Source organism: Citrobacter amalonaticus (genome assembly GCF_018323885.1).
GTDB classification, from domain to species: Bacteria; Pseudomonadota; Gammaproteobacteria; order Enterobacterales; family Enterobacteriaceae; genus Citrobacter_A; species Citrobacter_A amalonaticus.
Genome location: NZ_AP024585.1, coordinates 2,093,658 through 2,113,598 on the forward strand (window position 1 = coordinate 2,093,658; position 19,941 = coordinate 2,113,598).

Genomic DNA, 19,941 nt, shown 5'->3' on the forward strand with positions numbered 1-19,941 from the left:
GTTTCACGGCTATCCCCAAATCATTGCCGCCCAGCGTAGCAATAACATTGCGCCACAGATGACGATCAGGACGACCACCATTTTCCAGTGTTTTTTGGCGAAGCGATTTGATGGCATCATTTATATCCTGTCGATTTCAGACGGTTAATCCTAGTGTAACAAAACTGTCAGCCAGTCAGTGAATGGATATTCATCCTGTCTCCAGGACAATCCTTCAGGGCAGGTGAGAGGAGGAGGCGAAAAACGCTTGCTGACGTCATGATCCAGCCCAATATAAAACAGAAGGGTGCATTCTCCCTTTTTTTAGTGTTACCATCGGTCGACCACATTGCCGCGCTTGCGTAGCGAAAGCGGATGTGTACCAGATTGTGCGCCAATTTAGCAATTGTTGGTTAGATGGCTGCACAACTAATTGTAAACAAATAAATTTTCTCTTTGTATGTGATCTTGCGTATGGGTCACCACTGCAAATAAGGACATAACATGCCTGTTATTACTCTTCCTGATGGCAGTCAACGCCATTACGACCACGCTGTAAGCCCTATGGATGTTGCGCTGGACATTGGTCCAGGTCTGGCGAAAGCCACCCTTGCTGGCCGTGTTAATGGCGAGCTGGTTGATGCTTCTGACCTGATCGAAAATGATGCGACGCTCTCTATCATCACCGCAAAAGATGAAGAAGGGCTGGAGATTATTCGTCACTCCTGCGCGCACCTGTTAGGTCATGCGATCAAACAACTTTGGCCGAATACCAAAATGGCTATCGGTCCGGTTGTCGACAACGGCTTCTACTATGACGTAGACCTTGACCGTACGTTGACCCAGGAAGATATCGATGCGCTCGAGAAGCGGATGCACGAGCTCGCTGAGAAAAATTACGACGTCATTAAGAAGAAAGTCAGCTGGCACGAAGCGCGTGAAACCTTCGTGAAGCGTGGCGAGATCTATAAAGTCTCCATTCTTGATGAAAACATTGCCCATGATGACAAACCTGGTTTGTATCATCATGAAGAATATGTCGACATGTGCCGCGGTCCGCACGTGCCGAATATGCGCTTCTGCCATCACTTTAAACTGATGAAAACCGCAGGCGCGTACTGGCGTGGCGACAGCGACAATAAGATGTTGCAGCGTATCTACGGAACGGCTTGGGCAGATAAAAAGGCCCTCAGCGCTTATCTGCAACGTCTGGAAGAAGCGGCAAAACGTGACCACCGTAAAATTGGTAAGCAGCTTGACCTGTATCACATGCAGGAAGAAGCGCCGGGTATGGTGTTCTGGCATAACGACGGCTGGACTATTTTCCGCGAACTGGAAGTCTTTGTGCGTTCCAAGCTCAAAGAGTATCAGTATCAGGAAGTGAAAGGGCCGTTCATGATGGACCGCGTGCTGTGGGAAAAAACCGGGCACTGGGACAACTACAAAGATGCGATGTTCACCACCTCTTCAGAGAACCGTGAATACTGCATCAAGCCGATGAACTGTCCGGGTCACGTACAGATCTTTAATCAGGGCCTGAAATCCTACCGCGACCTGCCGCTGCGTATGGCAGAGTTTGGTAGCTGCCACCGTAACGAGCCGTCAGGCGCGTTGCATGGTCTGATGCGTGTACGCGGCTTCACCCAGGATGATGCGCATATCTTCTGTACTGAAGAGCAAATCCGCGATGAAGTTAACGCCTGCATCCGTATGGTCTACGATATGTACAGCACATTTGGCTTCGAGAAAATCGTTGTCAAACTCTCCACTCGTCCCGAAAAACGTATCGGTAGCGACGAAATGTGGGATCGTGCTGAGGCGGACCTGGCCGTTGCGCTGGAAGAAAACAATATCCCATTTGAATATCAATTGGGTGAAGGCGCCTTCTACGGTCCGAAAATTGAATTTACCCTGTATGACTGCCTCGATCGCGCATGGCAGTGCGGTACAGTACAGCTGGACTTCTCCCTGCCGTCTCGTCTGAGCGCCTCCTATGTGGGCGAAAACAATGAGCGTCAGGTACCGGTAATGATTCACCGCGCAATTCTTGGGTCTATGGAACGTTTTATCGGTATCCTGACTGAAGAGTTCGCAGGCTTCTTCCCGACCTGGCTTGCGCCGGTTCAGGTAGTGGTGATGAACATTACTGATTCACAGTCTGAATACGTTAACGAATTGACGCAGAAACTTCAAAATGCGGGCATTCGTGTAAAAGCAGACTTGAGAAATGAGAAGATAGGCTTTAAAATCCGCGAGCACACTTTACGTCGTGTCCCTTATATGTTGGTCTGTGGTGATAAAGAAGTGGAAGCAGGCAAAGTTGCCGTTCGCACTCGCCGCGGGAAAGACCTGGGCAGCCTTGACGTAAGTGAAGTGATTGAGAAGCTGCAACAAGAGATTCGCAGCCGCAGTCTTCAACAACTGGAGGAATAAGGTATTAAAGGCGGAAAACGAGTTCAAACGGCACGTCCGAATCGTATCAATGGCGAGATTCGCGCCCAGGAAGTTCGCTTAACAGGTCTGGAAGGCGAGCAGCTGGGTATTGTGAGTCTGAGAGAAGCAATCGAAAAAGCTGAAGAGGCTGGAGTAGATTTAGTTGAAATCAGCCCTAACGCCGAACCGCCAGTTTGTCGTATCATGGACTACGGCAAGTTCCTTTATGAAAAGAGTAAGTCTTCTAAGGAACAGAAGAAAAAGCAAAAAGTTATCCAGGTTAAGGAAATTAAATTCCGTCCTGGTACCGACGATGGCGATTATCAGGTAAAACTCCGCAGCCTGATTCGCTTTCTGGAAGATGGCGATAAGGCCAAGATCACACTGCGTTTCCGCGGTCGTGAGATGGCCCACCAACAGATTGGTATGGAAGTGCTGACGCGCGTTCGTGACGATCTGAGTGAACTGGCAGTAGTCGAATCCTTCCCAACGAAGATCGAAGGCCGCCAGATGATCATGGTGCTCGCTCCCAAGAAGAAACAGTAGGCCTTCAAGTAGTATTTCCTGTGAAGCCTTTGGGCTTCACAGGTTTTGCTCGCCTGGGTTTCATTTATTAACAATGCGAAGTGGAAGTTATTAAAATGCCAAAAATTAAGACCGTACGCGGTGCTGCTAAGCGCTTCAAAAAAACCGGTGGTGGTGGATTTAAGCGTAAGCACGCAAACCTGCGTCATATTCTGACCAAAAAATCAACTAAGCGTAAACGTCACCTGCGTCCAAAAGGCCTTGTTTCTAAAGGCGATCTGGGTCTGGTTATCGCGTGCCTGCCGTACGCATAAGCCGTTAACGTTTTTTTAAATTTTTAATGCCCAACCGATTTCACTGTGGTGAAAGGGGGGCAAATCAGAATAGATACAGGAGAGCACTATGGCTCGCGTAAAACGTGGTGTAATTGCACGCGCACGTCACAAGAAAATTTTGAAACAAGCCAAAGGTTACTACGGTGCGCGTTCTCGCGTATACCGCGTTGCCTTCCAGGCCGTCATCAAAGCAGGTCAGTATGCTTACCGTGACCGTCGTCAACGTAAGCGTCAGTTCCGTCAACTGTGGATTGCGCGTATCAACGCAGCAGCACGTCAGAACGGTATTTCTTACAGCAAATTCATCAACGGCCTGAAAAAAGCCTCTGTTGAAATCGACCGTAAGATCCTGGCTGACATCGCCGTATTCGACAAAGTAGCGTTCACCGCTCTGGTCGAAAAAGCGAAAGCAGCTCTGGCATAAGCCAGTGAAAAGAGGGAGCCTGGCTCCCTCTCTTTTATTTGTTGTTCCGTCAATAAGTTGACAATTGATCCGTAACCCTTTTCAATAAAGGTTCTCCGGTTTTTACCACACAAGGTAACGCAAGCATGAATGCTGCTATTTTCCGCTTCTTTTTTTACTTTAGCACCTGACTTCGGGAGGCTAGCGCGTGAAAGAAGAAACGAAAAACAGCGCAAAAAAGCCTCCTGATGGAGGCTTTTTTTGTGCCCGAAATCGAGAGATTACGTTCAACGAACCGGTGTCTTCACCGACACAATGAGGAAAACCATGTCACATCTCGCAGAACTGGTAGCCAGTGCGAAGGCGGCCATTAACCAGGCGTCAGATGTTGCCGCGTTAGACAATGTGCGCGTCGAATATTTGGGCAAAAAAGGGCACCTGACCCTTCAGATGACGACGCTGCGCGAGCTGCCAGCTGAAGAACGTCCTGCCGCCGGTGCGGTGATTAACGAAGCGAAAGAGCAGGTACAGCAGGCACTCAACGCGCGTAAGGCAGATCTGGAAAACGCCGCGCTGAATGCGCGTCTGGCAGCGGAAACCATCGACGTTTCTTTGCCGGGGCGTCGCATTGAAAATGGCGGTCTGCATCCGGTCACCCGTACCATCGATCGCATTGAAAGCTTCTTTGGCGAGCTTGGCTTTACCGTGGCGACCGGCCCGGAAATCGAAGATGACTACCATAACTTCGATGCGCTGAATATTCCTGGTCACCACCCGGCTCGTGCCGATCACGACACCTTCTGGTTTGATGCAACGCGTCTGCTGCGTACCCAGACATCCGGCGTACAGATCCGTACCATGAAAGATCAGCAGCCGCCGATTCGCATTATCGCGCCGGGTCGCGTGTATCGTAACGACTACGATCAGACGCACACCCCGATGTTCCATCAGATGGAAGGCCTGATTGTGGATACCAACATCAGCTTTACCAATCTGAAAGGGACGCTGCATGACTTCCTGCGTAACTTCTTTGAAGAAGATTTGCAGATTCGTTTCCGTCCTTCCTATTTCCCGTTTACTGAGCCGTCTGCCGAAGTGGACGTGATGGGTAAAAACGGTAAATGGCTGGAAGTGCTGGGCTGCGGCATGGTGCATCCGAACGTTCTGCGTAACGTTGGTATCGACCCGGAAATCTACTCAGGTTTCGCATTTGGGATGGGGATGGAGCGTCTAACCATGTTGCGTTACGGTGTGACTGACCTGCGTGCGTTCTTCGAAAACGATCTGCGTTTCCTCAAACAGTTTAAATAAAGGCAGGATAAAACAATGAAATTCAGTGAACTGTGGTTACGCGAGTGGGTTAACCCGGCTATCGATAGCGACGCGCTGTCGAATCAAATCACCATGGCAGGCCTGGAAGTTGACGGTGTTGAAGCGGTTGCCGGTGCATTTAATGGCGTCGTCGTGGGTGAAGTGGTTGAATGCGGCCAGCATCCGAATGCGGACAAACTGCGCGTGACGAAAGTGAATGTCGGTGGTGAGCGTCTGCTGGACATCGTCTGCGGCGCGCCAAACTGCCGTCAGGGGCTGAAAGTGGCGGTTGCCACCATCGGTGCCGTTCTGCCGGGCGATTTCAAAATTAAAGCCGCTAAGCTGCGTGGCGAGCCGTCTGAAGGCATGCTGTGCTCCTTCTCCGAGCTGGGGATTTCAGACGATCACAGCGGCATTATTGAACTGCCGGCCGATGCGCCGATCGGTACCGACATCCGCGAATACCTGAAGCTTGATGACAACACCATTGAGATCAGCGTGACCCCTAACCGTGCTGACTGCTTAGGCATCATCGGTGTCGCCCGTGACGTGGCTGTGCTGAACAAAGCGCCGCTGGTTGAGCCGGAAATCACGCCGGTAGCGGCAACCATCACTGATGTCCTGCCGATTACCGTAGACGCCACCGACGCCTGCCCGCGCTATCTGGGGCGCGTCGTCAAAGGCATCAATGTGAAAGCGCCAACCCCGCTGTGGATGAAAGAAAAACTGCGCCGTTGCGGTATCCGCTCCATTGATGCCGTGGTTGACGTGACCAACTATGTATTGCTTGAGCTGGGTCAGCCGATGCACGCCTTTGATAAAGACCGCATTGAAGGCGGGATTGTCGTGCGCATGGCGAAAGAGGGCGAAACGCTGGTACTGCTTGATGGCACAGAAGCAAAGCTTAACGCTGATACGTTGGTAATTGCCGATCATCATAAAGCGCTGGCGATGGGCGGTATCTTCGGTGGTGAGCATTCTGGCGTGAATGATGAAACGCAAAATGTGCTGCTGGAATGCGCTTTCTTCAGCCCACTGTCAATTACCGGTCGCGCACGTCGTCATGGTCTGCATACCGATGCGTCTCACCGTTATGAGCGCGGTGTGGATCCGGCTTTGCAGTACAAAGCGATGGAACGTGCTACCCGTTTGCTGATTGACATCTGCGGCGGCGAAGCTGGTCCGATCATTGATGTGACGGATGAAACCACGCTGCCGAAGCGCGCGACCATTACGCTGCGTCGCAGCAAGCTGGATCGTCTGATTGGCCATCACATTGCCGATGCACAGGTCAGCGATATCCTGCGCCGTTTGGGCTGTGAAGTGACCGAAGGTCAAGGCGAGTGGCGAGCCGTTGCGCCAAGTTGGCGCTTCGACATGGAAATTGAAGAAGACCTGGTTGAAGAAGTCGCCCGCGTGTATGGCTACGACAACATCCCTGATGAACCGATCCAGGCGGGTCTGATTATGGGGACGCACCGTGAAGCGAATTTGTCGCTGAAGCGTGTGAAAACGCTATTGAATGACAAAGGCTACCAGGAAGTCATTACTTACAGCTTTGTTGACCCGAAAGTGCAGCAGTTGCTCCATCCGGGTGAAGAGGCGCTGCTGCTGCCAAGCCCGATCTCCAGTGAAATGTCGGCAATGCGTCTGTCGTTGTGGACGGGGTTACTGGCAACGGTGGTCTATAACCAGAATCGTCAACAGAACCGCGTACGTATTTTTGAAAGTGGGCTGCGTTTTGTGCCGGATACCCAGGCCAATCTGGGCATTCGTCAGGATCTGATGCTGGCGGGGGTTATTTGCGGTAACCGCTATGATGAGCACTGGGATCTGGCAAAAGAGACCGTTGATTTCTATGATTTGAAGGGCGATCTGGAAGTGGTGTTGGATCTGACCGGTAAACTCGGTGACATTCAGTTCAGAGCAGAAGCCAATCCGGCACTGCATCCGGGACAGTCAGCCGCGATTTATCTGAAAGGTGAACGCATTGGTTTCATTGGTGTTGTTCATCCTGAGCTGGAACGTAAGCTGGATCTCAATGGCCGTACTCTGGTGTTCGAACTGGAGTGGAACAAGCTCGCAGACCGCGTGGTGCCTCAGGCGCGCGAGATTTCACGCTTCCCGGCGAACCGTCGCGACATCGCTGTGGTCGTCGCCGAAAACGTTCCCGCTGCTGATATTTTATCCGAGTGTAAGAAAGTTGGCGTAAATCAGGTAGTTGGCGTAAACTTATTTGACGTGTACCGTGGTAAGGGTGTTGCGGAGGGGTATAAGAGCCTCGCCATTAGCCTGATCCTTCAGGATACCAGCCGTACACTCGAAGAAGAGGAGATTGCCGCTACCGTCGCCAAATGTGTAGAGGCATTAAAAGAGCGATTCCAGGCATCATTGAGGGATTGAACCTATGGCGCTTACAAAAGCTGAAATGTCAGAATATCTGTTTGATAAGCTTGGGCTTAGCAAGCGGGATGCCAAAGAACTGGTCGAACTGTTTTTCGAAGAGATCCGTCGTGCTCTGGAAAACGGTGAGCAGGTAAAACTCTCTGGTTTTGGTAACTTCGATCTGCGTGATAAGAATCAACGTCCGGGACGTAACCCGAAAACGGGCGAAGATATTCCCATTACAGCACGGCGCGTGGTGACCTTCAGACCCGGACAGAAGTTAAAGAGCCGAGTCGAAAACGCTTCGCCCAAAGATGAGTAATCAGATCTAACCAAAAAGGCCGCTTTTGCGGCCTTTTTTCTTTTCTGCGGGGGTATCGCACCGTAGAATCAATGACATCCTTTTCAGTTGAACGGAAATCATGCTGACTTTTGCCCGTCAACAACAGCGACAACATGTGCGCTGGATCCTGAGTCTGTCGGTACTGATGTTACTGACACTGTGGTTGAGCCTGTGCGCCGGAGAGCAGTGGATATCGCCCGCTGACTGGCTGACGCCGCGTGGTGAACTCTTTGTCTGGCAAATTCGCCTTCCGCGCGCGCTGGCGGTTCTGCTGGTGGGCGCGGCGCTGGCTTTGTCCGGCGCAGTGATGCAGGCGCTGTTTGAAAACCCGCTTGCGGAGCCGGGGTTGCTCGGCGTCTCCAACGGTGCGGGCGTGGGGCTGATCGCCGCCGTGCTGCTGGGGAAGGGCATACTGCCGCACTGGGCGCTTGGACTGTGCGCGATTGCCGGTGCGCTGGTCATCACGTTGATCCTCCTGCGTTTTGCCCGTCGTCATCTTTCGACCAGCCGCCTGCTGCTTGCTGGCGTGGCGCTGGGGATTATCTGTAGTGCGCTGATGACCTGGGCCATCTATTTTTCTACCTCATTCGATCTGCGTCAGTTGATGTACTGGATGATGGGGGGATTTGGCGGCGTTAACTGGGAGCAGTCCTGGTTGATGCTGGCCCTGATTCCGGTGCTGGTGTGGATCTGCTGCCAGTCGCAGGCGATGAACATGCTGGCGTTGGGGGAAACCTCTGCCCGACAACTGGGACTCCCCCTGTGGTTCTGGCGAAATCTGTTGGTGGTTGCCACCGGATGGATGGTCGGTGTCAGCGTGGCGCTGGCCGGGGCCATTGGTTTTATTGGCCTGGTCATCCCCCATATTTTACGCCTGTGCGGCTTAACGGACCATCGCGTGCTGTTACCTGCCTGTGCGCTGGCGGGGGCCATTGCGCTACTGCTGGCCGATGTGGTCGCTCGCCTGGCGCTGGCCTCCGCCGAATTGCCAATTGGCGTGGTCACCGCGACGCTCGGCGCACCGGTTTTTATCTGGCTGTTACTCAAAGCCGGACGTTAGGTACGACAAGACAGTCTATGATTAGAAGCTGGTATTTGAATCACTCACGATCCTGGAGAGGCTATGCAAGACTCGATTCTGAACACGGTAGTGACAACGATTGATGGCGAAGTGACCACGCTTGAGAAATACACAGGTAATGTTCTGCTGATTGTTAACGTAGCTTCAAAATGCGGACTTACCCCACAGTATGAGCAACTGGAAAATATTCAGAAAGCGTGGGCCGACCGTGGCTTTATTGTGCTGGGCTTTCCCTGCAATCAGTTCCTTGGGCAGGAACCTGGCAGTGATGACGAGATCAAAACCTGGTGCGCGACGACCTGGGGCGTGACCTTCCCGATGTTCAGCAAGATTGAGGTAAACGGGGAGGGGCGTCATCCGCTGTACCAGAAGCTGATTGAGGCGGCACCGACGGCTGTAGCCCCTGAAGAGAGTGGTTTCTATGAGCGAATGGCCAGCAAAGGGCGTGCGCCGCTCTATCCTGACGATATCCTGTGGAACTTTGAGAAGTTCCTCGTAGGCCGTGATGGCAAAGTGATACAGCGTTTCTCTCCGGATATGACGCCGGAAGATCCGATTGTGATGGAAAGCATCAAACTCGCGTTGGCTAAATAATGTCTTCAGTGATGCAGTTACAGGATGTGGCGGAATCGACCCGGTTAGGGCCTCTGTCCGGTGAGATTCGGGCAGGGGAGATCCTGCATCTTGTGGGGCCGAACGGCGCCGGGAAGAGCACGCTGCTGGCGCGGATGGCAGGGTTAACCAGTGGGACAGGAACGATCGCTCTGGCGGGGACTGAGCTGGCGTTGTGGCCCGCCGCTAAACTTGCCCGCCATCGTGCTTATCTGGCGCAGCAGCAAAATCCGCCTTTCGCGATGCCGGTATGGCACTTCCTGACGCTACATCAGCCAGACAAAACGCGCACAGACCAGTTGATGGCGGTGGCCGAGTCGCTGGGGCTGGCGGACAAACTTGAACGCAATGCGAAGGAGCTCTCAGGTGGGGAATGGCAGCGCGTCCGTCTCGCCGCGGTGATCCTGCAAATCGCGCCAGAGACCAACCCACAGGGGCAGCTATTGCTCCTCGATGAGCCCATGAACAGCCTTGATGTCGCGCAGCAAAATGCGCTGGATCGCATTCTGCACCGCCTGTGCCAGCAGGGGATTGCCATCGTGATGAGCAGTCACGACCTGAATCATACCTTGCGCCACGCGCACCGGGCGTGGTTGCTCAAACAGGGGAAACTGCTCGCCAGCGGTCCACGTGATGAAGTGCTGACGCCAGCGCATTTAGCGCAGGCGTATGGTCTGCACTTCCGGCGTCTTGACATCGAAGGTCACAGAATGATTATATCAACCACTTAAACGAAATGGTTTCTTGAAAACCCGCGTAAATACCCGCTATAAGGGGTGAAGAATAAAAATACAGAGGATTCGCCTGAATGCGTTTCTGGTTTCTTTTTTGCACAGCACTGTTGTTGGCCGGATGTAGTAGCCACCGAGCGCCGCCGCCCAATGCCCGGCTCTCTGATTCCATTACCGTGATTGCCGGCTTAAATGATCAACTCCAGACCTGGCGCGGGACGCCCTATCGTTACGGCGGCATGAGTCGCGGTGGTGTGGATTGTTCCGGTTTTGTGCTGATGACCATGCGCGATCAGTTCTCTTTGCAGCTGCCGCGCGAAACCCGTCAACAGGCAAAACTGGGGACGGAAATCGATAAGGACGACTTGTTGCCTGGCGATCTGGTGTTTTTCAAAACCGGGTCGGGAGAGAGCGGTTTACATGTGGGTATTTATGATACTAACGGTCAGTTTATTCATGCATCAACCAGTCGTGGTGTGATGCGTTCGTCGCTGGATAATGTCTACTGGCGGAAAAACTTTTGGCAGGCGAGACGCATTTAGTCGTAGGGCGTTATTTCGATTGAGGATGTCCCTCGCTTTTATTGCCGAAAAAGAACAATGCTGGATAAGCGTTTATAATCAGGATAAGCTGAATACTAAGGAACCGGGGCTCCGGGTGAAAAGGACAACATGAACATTTTCCTTCTGGCATTAAAAAAGATGGATGACGACATCCTGTGTAATAGGTTGCCGAATCACTCCCTGTATGTGGGACTGCCGTGATGAATGTTTCACTGGATAATGTGTATCATTCTGAACTCTATTTTCAGCCCGCCAGGAATGTACAACGAAAACTTATCGGTTTAAGCGTTACCGCGAACTTTGTCAGTGAAGACGGTGACGTTCGTATCCCAACTGAACTGGTGCTTCCGCGACTTTCTCCCGAAGAACAGTGCCAGTTATTTATCGAAAAGCTGGCGCTGATCGAAACGTGCCAACATTTTTTTATTCAACATAAACTTGTCGCCTGGATTTATATAACCCCGGCAGTTGTACCGTTATTATTAACCAATAGTGAGTGCGTTTCTGCCGTTAAACGGTTTTCGTTTCTCGAACTCATGATTAATGAGAATTTTCCCGAACTGTCTGAAGGCAAAGAGAATAAAACGTTGCATGCGCTGGCTGAACGTTTTCCTCTGGTACTGGCCAATTTCGGTGCAGGGGAAAGTGCCAACAAAGCCATATTCGATGGATTATTTAAACGAATTATCCTGGACCGGAATTTTGTCCATCGTCGGGCCACTCGTCTTTCCTTCGAACCGTTCATGCGCGCCATCCTTACGCAAGTGTCGCCTTATTGCGAATCGCTGATGATCGCCGGTATCGACAGCGAAGCGATGTTGACCCGCGTGACGCCATTCGGTTTTAGCGGTATGCAGGGCGGGCTGTGGCCTGCCGTCTCGGCCAGTCAGGTCACCCAATTACTCCACGGATAACCTTTCTGTTTGCTGGTGTTTATGACGGAATTAACCGTCTACACTACAGGCAGGAGGCCCTATGACCCTGTCTTTCACAGCCCGCTGGCGCGATGAACTGCCAGCAACATTTACCGCACTGTCGCCAACACCGCTGAATCACTCGCGACTGATTTGGCACAACGATGCGCTTGCCGAACAACTGGGCATCCCCGATTCCCTTTTTCATCCTGACAGCCCGGCGGGTGTCTGGGGCGGCGAGGCGCTGTTGCCGGGGATGTCTCCGCTGGCGCAGGTCTATAGCGGTCATCAGTTCGGCGTCTGGGCGGGTCAACTGGGTGACGGGCGCGGCATTCTGCTCGGTGAGCAGTTGCTTGCCGATGGCAGCACAATGGACTGGCACCTGAAAGGCGCGGGTTTGACGCCGTATTCGCGCATGGGTGATGGTCGTGCGGTATTGCGCTCCACGATCCGAGAAAGCCTTGCCAGTGAAGCGATGCACTACCTGGGGATACCGACGACCCGGGCGCTGACGATTGTCACCAGTGAAACACCGGTTTACCGCGAAACGGTGGAGGCGGGGGCGATGCTGATGCGACTGGCGCAAAGCCACTTGCGCTTCGGTCATTTTGAGCATTTCTATTACCGTCGCGAGCCGGAAAAAGTTCAGCAACTGGCGGATTTCGCCATTCGTCATTACTGGCCGCATCTCCTGCAAGACGCCGATAAGTACATTCTCTGGTTTCGCGACGTGGTCGCGCGGACCGCGTCACTGATCGCCGACTGGCAAACCGTGGGTTTCGCGCACGGGGTGATGAACACCGATAACATGTCGATCATCGGGCTGACGATGGACTACGGTCCGTTTGGGTTCCTGGACGACTATGAACCGGGCTTCATTTGCAACCATTCTGACCACCAGGGGCGCTACAGCTTTGACAATCAACCGGCGGTAGGTTTGTGGAATCTTCAGCGCCTTGCGCAAAGTCTGTCGCCCTTCATCACCGTTGAGGCGCTCAATGATGCCCTCGACGGGTACCAGGTGGCGCTACTGACGCGCTACGGTCAGCGGATGCGGCAGAAACTGGGGTTCATGACCGAACAAAAAGATGACAACGATCTGTTGAACGAATTGTTCAGCCTGATGGCCCGCGAGCACAGTGACTATACCCGTACTTTCCGCATGCTAAGCATGACAGAGCAGCAGAATGCCGCCTCTCCACTGCGCGACGAATTTATTGATCGCGCCGCCTTTGATGACTGGTTCACACGTTACAGAACGCGTTTGCAGCGCGATGCAGTCGATGATGCTGCGCGTCAGTCGCTAATGCTGAGCGCCAATCCTGCGGTGGTGCTGCGTAACTGGCTGGCGCAGCGGGCGATTGCGGCGGCGGAGAAAGGCGACATGAGTGAACTGCATCGCTTACATGCCATATTGCGCGAGCCTTTCCGCGATCGCGATGATGACTACAGCCAGCGTCCGCCGGACTGGGGCAAACGCCTGGAAGTCAGCTGTTCAAGCTGAAGCGCTATTTGGTCAGCAAGAGTTTACCTGCCTGCGTTTGACGCAGCAGGTATTCCTGACCGTTGTGATCGATAATCACTTTACCGTCATCACCTAACAGTTTCTGACTGCTGATCTTGCGGATGGGCGCAGGTGGGAGAGCCGCGTTTTCTCGTTCCTTAAGGCGGGGTGACTCAATGTTATCCATACGGGCATCACGATTTATTAATAATAATTAATGTAACAATGATTTTTATTATCAATAAAGTGCACGATAACAACAAGTATTAAATGTGGTAGTTTGCGAAAAGGGGGGGGAGAATATGCCCACCCTGTACGGATGGGCGGACGATCAGAAGCGGCTGTCCACCGCCGAGGCCAGTTTGCTCAGCAGCAGTTCAGTGTCTTCCCAATTAAGGCAAGGATCGGTTATCGACTGACCATACACCAGCGGCTGCCCGCTGATAATTTTCTGCGTACCTTCACGCAGGAAGCTTTCCGCCATAATGCCGGCGATGGCTGTCGATCCGTTACGGATTTGCTGGCAAATATCATCACAGACATCCAGTTGACGGCGATGCTGCTTCTGGCAGTTGCCGTGGCTGAAATCGACGACCAGATGTTCTGGTAAATCAAATTCATGCAGCGTATCGCAGGCTGCAGCAATATCTTCAGCATGGTAGTTTGGCTTTTTGCCACCGCGCATAATGATATGGCCATAAGGGTTGCCGCTGGTCTGATAAATGGTCATCTGACCGGTTTTATCGGGGGAGAGGAACATATGGCTGGCGCGGGAAGCGCGGATCGCGTCAACGGCGATACGGGTATTTCCGTCGGTCCCGTTTTTAAAGCCGACCGGGCAGGAGAGCGCCGAGGCCATTTCGCGGTGGATCTGGCTTTCGGTGGTCCGCGCGCCAATGGCGCCCCAACTGATCAAGTCGGCAATAAATTGACCGGTCACCATATCGAGAAATTCCGTCGCGGTTGGGATGCCCAGTTCATTGACCTGCAACAGCAGTTTACGCGCCAGTTCAATGCCGTGATTCACGCGATAGCTGCCGTTGAGATCCGGGTCGGAAATGAGTCCCTTCCAGCCGACAACGGTACGTGGTTTTTCAAAATAGGTGCGCATGACGATTTCCAGGCGCGCCTGATGCTGCGTGCGCAGCGCCTGTAAACGCGTGGCATACTCCAGTGCGGCATCGAGATCGTGAATGGAGCACGGACCTACAATAACCAGCAAGCGGCGGTCTTCACCATTCAATATTCTTTCTATCCGGCGTCGGGAGTCGGTGACGTGGCTGGCGACGGCGGGCGACACAGGATGCCGTTGCGCAAGTTCAGCGGGCGTGACCAGACTGTCTATACGCGCGGTACGCAGTTCATCGGTTCTGTTCATGACAATTCTCAGAAATTTGTGGCTTCTACGGCAGAGGTACCGGGAAGTGATGGGCACAACCTTAAACCAATCCCTGCTGATTTCAAGTGCGAGGTGCGTCACACCTCGCGGCAGAACGGTATGATAACAAAAAAACAGAACTCGTGAACTAGTTTATTAGTACATGCGTCGACTTAATCCCATGATATCGAGGATTTTGGTGGCAATCTCTTCAACTGAATAGTTAGTACTGTTCAACCACGGGATCTGGTTCTTACGGTAGAGCGCCTCGACTTCGGCCACTTCCATACGGCACTGACGCAGGGAGGCATAGCGACTGTTTTCCCGGCGCTCTTCGCGGATGGCGGCCAGACGTTCAGGGTCAATCGTCAGACCAAACAGCTTATGTTGCAGGGGTTTTAACGATGCAGGCAGAACCAGATTGTCCATGTCGTCGGCAATAAAAGGATAGTTTGCCGCACGGATGCCAAACTGCATTGCCAGGTAGAGGCTGGTGGGCGTTTTGCCGCAGCGCGAGACGCCTAACAAAATCACCTGCGCCTGGTCCAGGTTGCGCAACGAAATGCCGTCATCGTGGGCAAGGGTATAATCAATGGCGGCGATTCGCGCATCGTACTTGTTCAGGTTACCCGGATTCAGCCCGTGCGTCCGGTGAGCAATCGGCGTGGGGTAGAGTTTCATCTCGTGCTGTAGCGGGGTGATCAGCGCTTGCACGATATCCTGACAGAAGCCTTCGCTTTGCAGAATGATGGAACGGATCTCCGGTAATACAATCGAATAGAACACCAAAGGGCGCACGCCGGTTTGTTGATAAATGGCGTCGATTTGGTCTTTAACGGCGCGGGCGCGGTTCTCATTTTCAACAAACGGCAGCGTAATACTGCTGATAGTGACGGGGAACTGTGACATCACCGCATGGCCCAACACTTCAGCGGTAATTGCCGTTCCATCGGAAATATAAAACACGTGACGATCTACAGCATTATCCATTTTCACACCCTGAAAGTCAGTCATAATTCTCTGAAAGCATAAATTAAAATTACTCTGAAGCGTAGAAAATAACGCTTATTTTGAAAATGAAATGGTATTTTTATATTTTATGAAAAGTGCATTTCATTTTATGGAACAGATGTTTATACCGACACATTTTGTGGGGATCGCCCGCCATTCGCGGGTTTGCGCAAATGGGTAAACTGTCCGAAAAAATAAAAAATATATTTGCTTGAACGATTCACCGTTTTTTTAAGCGGGTTAAATATGCAAAGATAAATACGTAATTAAGCGTTTCCTAAACTCGTTCATTTATCACAAAAGGATTGTTCGATGTCCAACAATGGCTCGTCACCGCTGGTGCTTTGGTATAACCAACTCGGCATGAATGATGTAGACAGAGTTGGGGGCAAAAATGCCTCCCTGGGTGAAATGATTACTAACCTTTCCGGTATGGGTGTATCGGTACCGAATGGTTTTGCCACAACCGCCGATGCGTTTAACCAGTTTCTGGACCAAAGCGGTGTAAACCAGCGCATCTATGAACTGCTGGATCAAACGGATATTGACGATGTTAACGCGTTAGCGAAGGCCGGCGCGCAGATCCGCCAGTGGATTATCGACACTCCTTTCCAGCCTGAGCTGGAAAATGCTATCCGTGATGCCTACGCGCAACTCTCCGCGGACGATCAACATGCTTCTTTCGCCGTGCGTTCATCTGCCACTGCGGAAGATATGCCGGATGCCTCTTTTGCCGGGCAGCAGGAAACCTTCCTCAACGTCCAGGGCTTTGACGCCGTACTGGTCGCCGTGAAGCACGTGTTTGCCTCGCTGTTTAACGACCGCGCAATCTCCTATCGCGTTCACCAGGGCTATGACCACCGTGGCGTGGCGCTCTCTGCGGGTGTCCAGCGGATGGTGCGTTCCGATCTGGCGTCGTCCGGCGTGATGTTCTCCATCGATACTGAATCTGGCTTTGACCAGGTGGTGTTTATCACCTCCGCGTGGGGGCTGGGCGAGATGGTAGTACAGGGCGCGGTAAACCCGGATGAGTTCTATGTCCACAAACCGACGCTGGCGGCCAATCGCCCGTCTATTGTGCGCCGCACGATGGGCTCGAAAAAAATCCGCATGGTCTATGCGCCGACCCAGGAACACGGCAAACAGGTCACCATTGAAGATGTGCCGCAGGAAAGCCGTGACATTTTCTCCTTGACCAACGACGAAGTGCAGGAACTGGCGAAACAGGCGGTACAGATTGAAAAACACTACGGTCGTCCGATGGACATCGAGTGGGCGAAAGATGGTCATACCGGCAAACTGTTCATCGTCCAGGCTCGTCCGGAAACCGTGCGTTCTCGCGGCCAGGTGATGGAGCGTTACACGCTGCACGCGCAGGGCAAAATCATTGCGGAAGGCCGTGCTATCGGTCACCGCATCGGGGCAGGCCCGGTAAAAGTCATTCACGACATCAGCGAGATGAACCGCATTGAGCCTGGCGACGTGCTGGTCACCGACATGACCGACCCGGACTGGGAACCGATCATGAAAAAAGCGGCGGCGATTGTCACTAACCGTGGCGGTCGTACCTGTCACGCGGCCATTATCGCGCGTGAACTGGGGATCCCGGCGGTGGTAGGCTGCGGCGATGCCACTGAGCGCATGAACGATGACGAGAAGGTCACCGTTTCCTGCGCAGAAGGCGATACAGGCTACGTGTACGCCGACATGCTCGACTTCAGCGTTAAGAGCTCCAGCGTCGATACGATGCCGGATCTGCCGCTGAAGGTGATGATGAATGTCGGTAACCCGGATCGGGCGTTTGACTTCGCCTGTCTGCCAAACGAAGGCGTTGGCCTGGCGCGTCTGGAATTTATCATCAACCGTATGATTGGCGTCCACCCGCGTGCGCTGCTGGAGTTTGACGATCAAGATGCCAAACTGCAAAACGAAATCCGCGAGATGATGAAAGGCTTTGATTCTCCGCGTGAATTTTACGTGGGGCGCCTGACGGAAGGGATCGCCACCCTTGGCGCGGCGTTCTGGCCGAAACGCGTGATTGTGCGTTTGTCCGACTTTAAGTCGAATGAGTACGCAAACCTGGTGGGTGGTGAACGCTACGAGCCAGAGGAAGAGAACCCGATGCTGGGCTTCCGTGGCGCGGGTCGCTATGTGTCGGACAGCTTCCGTGATTGCTTTGCGCTGGAATGCGACGCGGTGAAACGCGTGCGTAATGAGATGGGACTGACTAACGTCGAAATCATGATCCCGTTCGTCCGTACCGTTGAGCAGGCAAAAGCGGTCGTGGAAGAGCTGGCGCGTCAGGGGCTGAAACGCGGCGAAAATGGTCTGAAGATCATCATGATGTGTGAGATCCCGTCCAACGCCCTGCTGGCTGAACAGTTCCTGCAATACTTTGACGGCTTCTCGATCGGTTCTAACGACATGACACAGCTGGCGCTGGGCCTGGATCGTGACTCTGGTGTGGTATCAGAGCTGTTTGATGAGCGTAACGACGCGGTGAAAGCGCTGCTGTCGATGGCGATTCGCGCCGCGAAGAAACAGGGTAAATACGTCGGGATTTGCGGTCAGGGTCCGTCTGACCATGAAGACTTTGCCGCCTGGCTGATGGAAGAGGGGATCGACAGCCTGTCGCTGAACCCGGATACCGTTGTCCAGACCTGGCTGAGCCTGGCGGAATTGAAGAAGTAAGGTACTGCCGGATGGCGATGCGCCGCCATCCGGCAATTTATGCCTCACGGCATTCCGACGCTAATCGCTGAATAATATCCTGGCGTAACAGGAACTTCTGGATCTTCCCGGATGCCGTTCTGGGTAACTTTTCGACCACCACAATGTGCTCTGGATACTTATATTTCGCTACCCGTTTACGGCTAAAGAAGGCAACCACTTCTTCCAGCGACAGTGAATGATGCGGCGCTTTCAGCACGATGTAGGCACAGGAACGCTCGCCTAAACGTTCGTCCGGCATAGCAACCACACAGGCATCGTGAATGCGGGGGTGCTGCAACAGAATATCTTCCACTTCGCGACTGCTGATGTTTTCTCCGCCCCGAACGATAATATCTTTCTTGCGCCCGGTTATCTGAATGTAGCCCGCCTCGTCCATCCGACAGAGATCGCCACTGTAGTACCAGCCCTCGCTATCCAGCGCCCGGGTGGTTAACTCAGGCTCGTCAAGATAGCCCATAAAGACGTTCGGTCCGCGCGATGCCTCTTCCCCTTCAACGCCCGGAGGTACGGGATTACGCGCCTCATCAACAATTCTGATCTCCACGCCTGCCGCCGCGTAGCCATCGGTATTCATCATACGGGAAGGGGGATCGTCGAGATTCACTACCGCATGCGGCGAGCTTTCCGTCGAACCATAAACGCTGAGCAGTTTAATGCCGCGCTGCTGGCAGTCGCGAGCAATGCGCTGCGGAATGGTCGTTCCTCCGCACAAAAAGAAACGCAGCGAAGAGAGATCGGCAGGCTGCCGTTCCACAGTACAGAGCAGGTCGTACACAAACGGCGTCGCCCCTAAGACGCAGGTACAGCGCTGTTGCTCCAGAAGCGCAAGGCAGGCCGTTGGGGTAAAAATATCCAGTAGCACGCTGCGCGCGCCGATCAGAAACGGTGCCGTCACGCCGTGTAAAAAACCGGTGGCGTGTCCCAGCGGCGCTGGCATCAGAAAGACGTCCAGCCAGGTCAGATTCAGACGCGCGCAGTAGGCCCGCTCGCTGGCGAGAATATTGTTGTGGCTGAGCATGACGCCTTTTGGCAGTCCCTCGGTGCCAGAGGTAAACAGCACGGCGGCCAGCTCGTCGCCGTGAACCTGAATGTGACGGGCAAGTGGCGCGTTGTCCGCAACGATCTGGCTGAGGGCGAGCGAGGTTGTCGCCGGTGCCAGTTTATCGACGCCGATAACGTGTTGCAGATGTGGCAACTGGTTTTGCAGGGGCAAGATCAAATCGACCGGGCGCGTCTGTTTAAACACGGTTGGGGCGAAAAACAGTTTTGCCTGACACTTGTTCAGCACCCACACTAGCTCGGCTTCGCGCCAGGCGGGCAGCAGGGGAACGGATACGGCGCCGGTTTTCAGACAGGCGAGATAGATAACGGTAAATTCGCACCAGCCGGGAAGCTGAAAAGCGACGCGGTCGCCGGGCTGAATGCCGTTCGCCAACATCCAGCTCGCCAGACAGCTTGCCGCGTGGTCGAGGGCGGCGTAAGTGAATTCCGTACCGTGGTTATCCACGACGGCAATTTTGTCTGGCACGCTGCGTGCGGTATGTTGCCAGTAGTCTCCCAGCGAGGCATCGCCCCAAAAGCCAAGCTTGCGGTATGCGTCCCGCCGCACGGCGTCAAACGTTAATGTGACACTCATCGGAGGTTCCCGGTCTATCAAGGGGGTAGTAGGGGATTGCAGGCCGGATAAGACGCCTGGCGTC

20 protein-coding genes and 1 other annotated feature are annotated in these 19,941 nt (G+C 53.4%); of the genes, 15 read left to right on the forward strand and 5 right to left on the reverse strand.

Going from position 1 to position 19,941, the window contains the following annotated elements; translation table 11 throughout:
* Positions 1-9: 9 nt before the first annotated feature.
* Positions 10-117 carry a small membrane protein YniD gene (gene yniD / locus KI228_RS09820; protein WP_086512613.1) on the reverse strand — a complete coding sequence of 36 codons (108 nt, stop codon included), beginning with the start codon at positions 115-117 and terminating at the stop codon, positions 10-12.
* 366 nt (positions 118-483) lie between these two features.
* On the opposite strand from yniD, the gene thrS reads away from it, so the two are divergent.
* The 14 genes from thrS (at position 484) to selO (ending at position 13,119) form a co-directional block, all read left to right on the forward strand.
* The gene (thrS, locus tag KI228_RS09825) at positions 484-2,412 is read left to right on the forward strand and encodes a threonine--tRNA ligase (RefSeq protein WP_043000876.1); all 1,929 of its coding nucleotides are present in this window, start codon (positions 484-486) and stop codon (positions 2,410-2,412) included.
* Between the two features lie 3 nt (positions 2,413-2,415).
* Complete coding sequence (gene infC / locus KI228_RS09830; protein ID WP_043000875.1) at positions 2,416-2,958, forward strand: translation initiation factor IF-3; 543 nt, start codon at positions 2,416-2,418, stop codon at positions 2,956-2,958.
* A gap of 95 nt (positions 2,959-3,053) precedes the next feature.
* Positions 3,054-3,251 (forward strand): 50S ribosomal protein L35, encoded by a 198-nt coding sequence (rpmI, locus tag KI228_RS09835; RefSeq protein ID WP_003030583.1) that lies wholly within the window; start codon positions 3,054-3,056, stop codon positions 3,249-3,251.
* Positions 3,252-3,339: 88 nt separating this feature from the next.
* The gene (rplT, locus tag KI228_RS09840; protein WP_000124850.1) at positions 3,340-3,696 is read left to right on the forward strand and encodes a 50S ribosomal protein L20; all 357 of its coding nucleotides are present in this window, start codon (positions 3,340-3,342) and stop codon (positions 3,694-3,696) included.
* Between the two features lie 120 nt (positions 3,697-3,816).
* Positions 3,817-3,940: a sequence feature (Phe leader region), on the forward strand.
* Positions 3,822-3,866, forward strand: a complete 45-nt coding sequence (pheM, locus tag KI228_RS09845) for a pheST operon leader peptide PheM (protein ID WP_001386830.1) — start codon at positions 3,822-3,824, stop codon at positions 3,864-3,866. Its footprint overlaps the feature before it by 45 nt.
* 62 nt (positions 3,941-4,002) lie before the next feature.
* Positions 4,003-4,986, forward strand: coding sequence for a phenylalanine--tRNA ligase subunit alpha (gene pheS, locus KI228_RS09850; RefSeq protein WP_044265459.1), 984 nt, complete (start codon positions 4,003-4,005; stop codon positions 4,984-4,986).
* A gap of 15 nt (positions 4,987-5,001) precedes the next feature.
* Entirely contained in the window at positions 5,002-7,389 is a 2,388-nt protein-coding gene (gene pheT / locus KI228_RS09855) for a phenylalanine--tRNA ligase subunit beta (RefSeq protein ID WP_061070192.1), read from the forward strand.
* A gap of 4 nt (positions 7,390-7,393) precedes the next feature.
* On the forward strand, positions 7,394-7,693 hold the full coding sequence (gene ihfA, locus KI228_RS09860) for an integration host factor subunit alpha (RefSeq protein ID WP_001229265.1): 300 nt from the start codon (positions 7,394-7,396) through the stop codon (positions 7,691-7,693).
* Positions 7,694-7,793: 100 nt separating this feature from the next.
* On the forward strand, positions 7,794-8,774 hold the full coding sequence (btuC, locus tag KI228_RS09865; RefSeq protein ID WP_043000872.1) for a vitamin B12 ABC transporter permease BtuC: 981 nt from the start codon (positions 7,794-7,796) through the stop codon (positions 8,772-8,774).
* 63 nt (positions 8,775-8,837) lie between these two features.
* Entirely contained in the window at positions 8,838-9,389 is a 552-nt protein-coding gene (locus KI228_RS09870; protein WP_044254791.1) for a glutathione peroxidase, read from the forward strand.
* On the forward strand, positions 9,389-10,138 hold the full coding sequence (btuD, locus tag KI228_RS09875) for a vitamin B12 ABC transporter ATP-binding protein BtuD (RefSeq protein WP_061070191.1): 750 nt from the start codon (positions 9,389-9,391) through the stop codon (positions 10,136-10,138). Before KI228_RS09870 ends, btuD begins: the two co-directional genes overlap by 1 nt.
* 77 nt (positions 10,139-10,215) lie before the next feature.
* Complete coding sequence (locus KI228_RS09880) at positions 10,216-10,680, forward strand: C40 family peptidase (protein WP_043000869.1); 465 nt, start codon at positions 10,216-10,218, stop codon at positions 10,678-10,680.
* A gap of 221 nt (positions 10,681-10,901) precedes the next feature.
* Complete coding sequence (locus KI228_RS09885) at positions 10,902-11,615, forward strand: EAL domain-containing protein (protein WP_061070190.1); 714 nt, start codon at positions 10,902-10,904, stop codon at positions 11,613-11,615.
* A gap of 61 nt (positions 11,616-11,676) precedes the next feature.
* Positions 11,677-13,119, forward strand: coding sequence for a protein adenylyltransferase SelO (selO, locus tag KI228_RS09890; protein ID WP_061070189.1), 1,443 nt, complete (start codon positions 11,677-11,679; stop codon positions 13,117-13,119).
* Positions 13,120-13,123: 4 nt separating this feature from the next.
* Here the strand turns inward: selO and hemP are convergent, their stop codons facing one another.
* The 3 genes from hemP to ppsR all read right to left on the reverse strand — a co-directional run bounded on the left by hemP (position 13,124) and on the right by ppsR (position 15,487).
* Positions 13,124-13,306: a hemin uptake protein HemP gene (hemP, locus tag KI228_RS09895; protein WP_044254783.1), complete on the reverse strand. Its 183-nt coding sequence runs from the start codon at positions 13,304-13,306 to the stop codon at positions 13,124-13,126.
* A gap of 144 nt (positions 13,307-13,450) precedes the next feature.
* Positions 13,451-14,497 (reverse strand): 3-deoxy-7-phosphoheptulonate synthase AroH, encoded by a 1,047-nt coding sequence (gene aroH, locus KI228_RS09900; RefSeq protein WP_043000865.1) that lies wholly within the window; start codon positions 14,495-14,497, stop codon positions 13,451-13,453.
* Between the two features lie 156 nt (positions 14,498-14,653).
* Positions 14,654-15,487, reverse strand: coding sequence for a posphoenolpyruvate synthetase regulatory kinase/phosphorylase PpsR (ppsR, locus tag KI228_RS09905; RefSeq protein ID WP_043000864.1), 834 nt, complete (start codon positions 15,485-15,487; stop codon positions 14,654-14,656).
* Between the two features lie 333 nt (positions 15,488-15,820).
* On the opposite strand from ppsR, the gene ppsA reads away from it, so the two are divergent.
* Positions 15,821-18,199, forward strand: a complete 2,379-nt coding sequence (ppsA, locus tag KI228_RS09910) for a phosphoenolpyruvate synthase (RefSeq protein ID WP_061070188.1) — start codon at positions 15,821-15,823, stop codon at positions 18,197-18,199.
* 37 nt (positions 18,200-18,236) lie between these two features.
* Here the strand turns inward: ppsA and fadK are convergent, their stop codons facing one another.
* Positions 18,237-19,877, reverse strand: a complete 1,641-nt coding sequence (gene fadK / locus KI228_RS09915) for a medium-chain fatty-acid--CoA ligase (protein ID WP_141227509.1) — start codon at positions 19,875-19,877, stop codon at positions 18,237-18,239.
* Positions 19,878-19,941 lie beyond the last annotated feature (64 nt).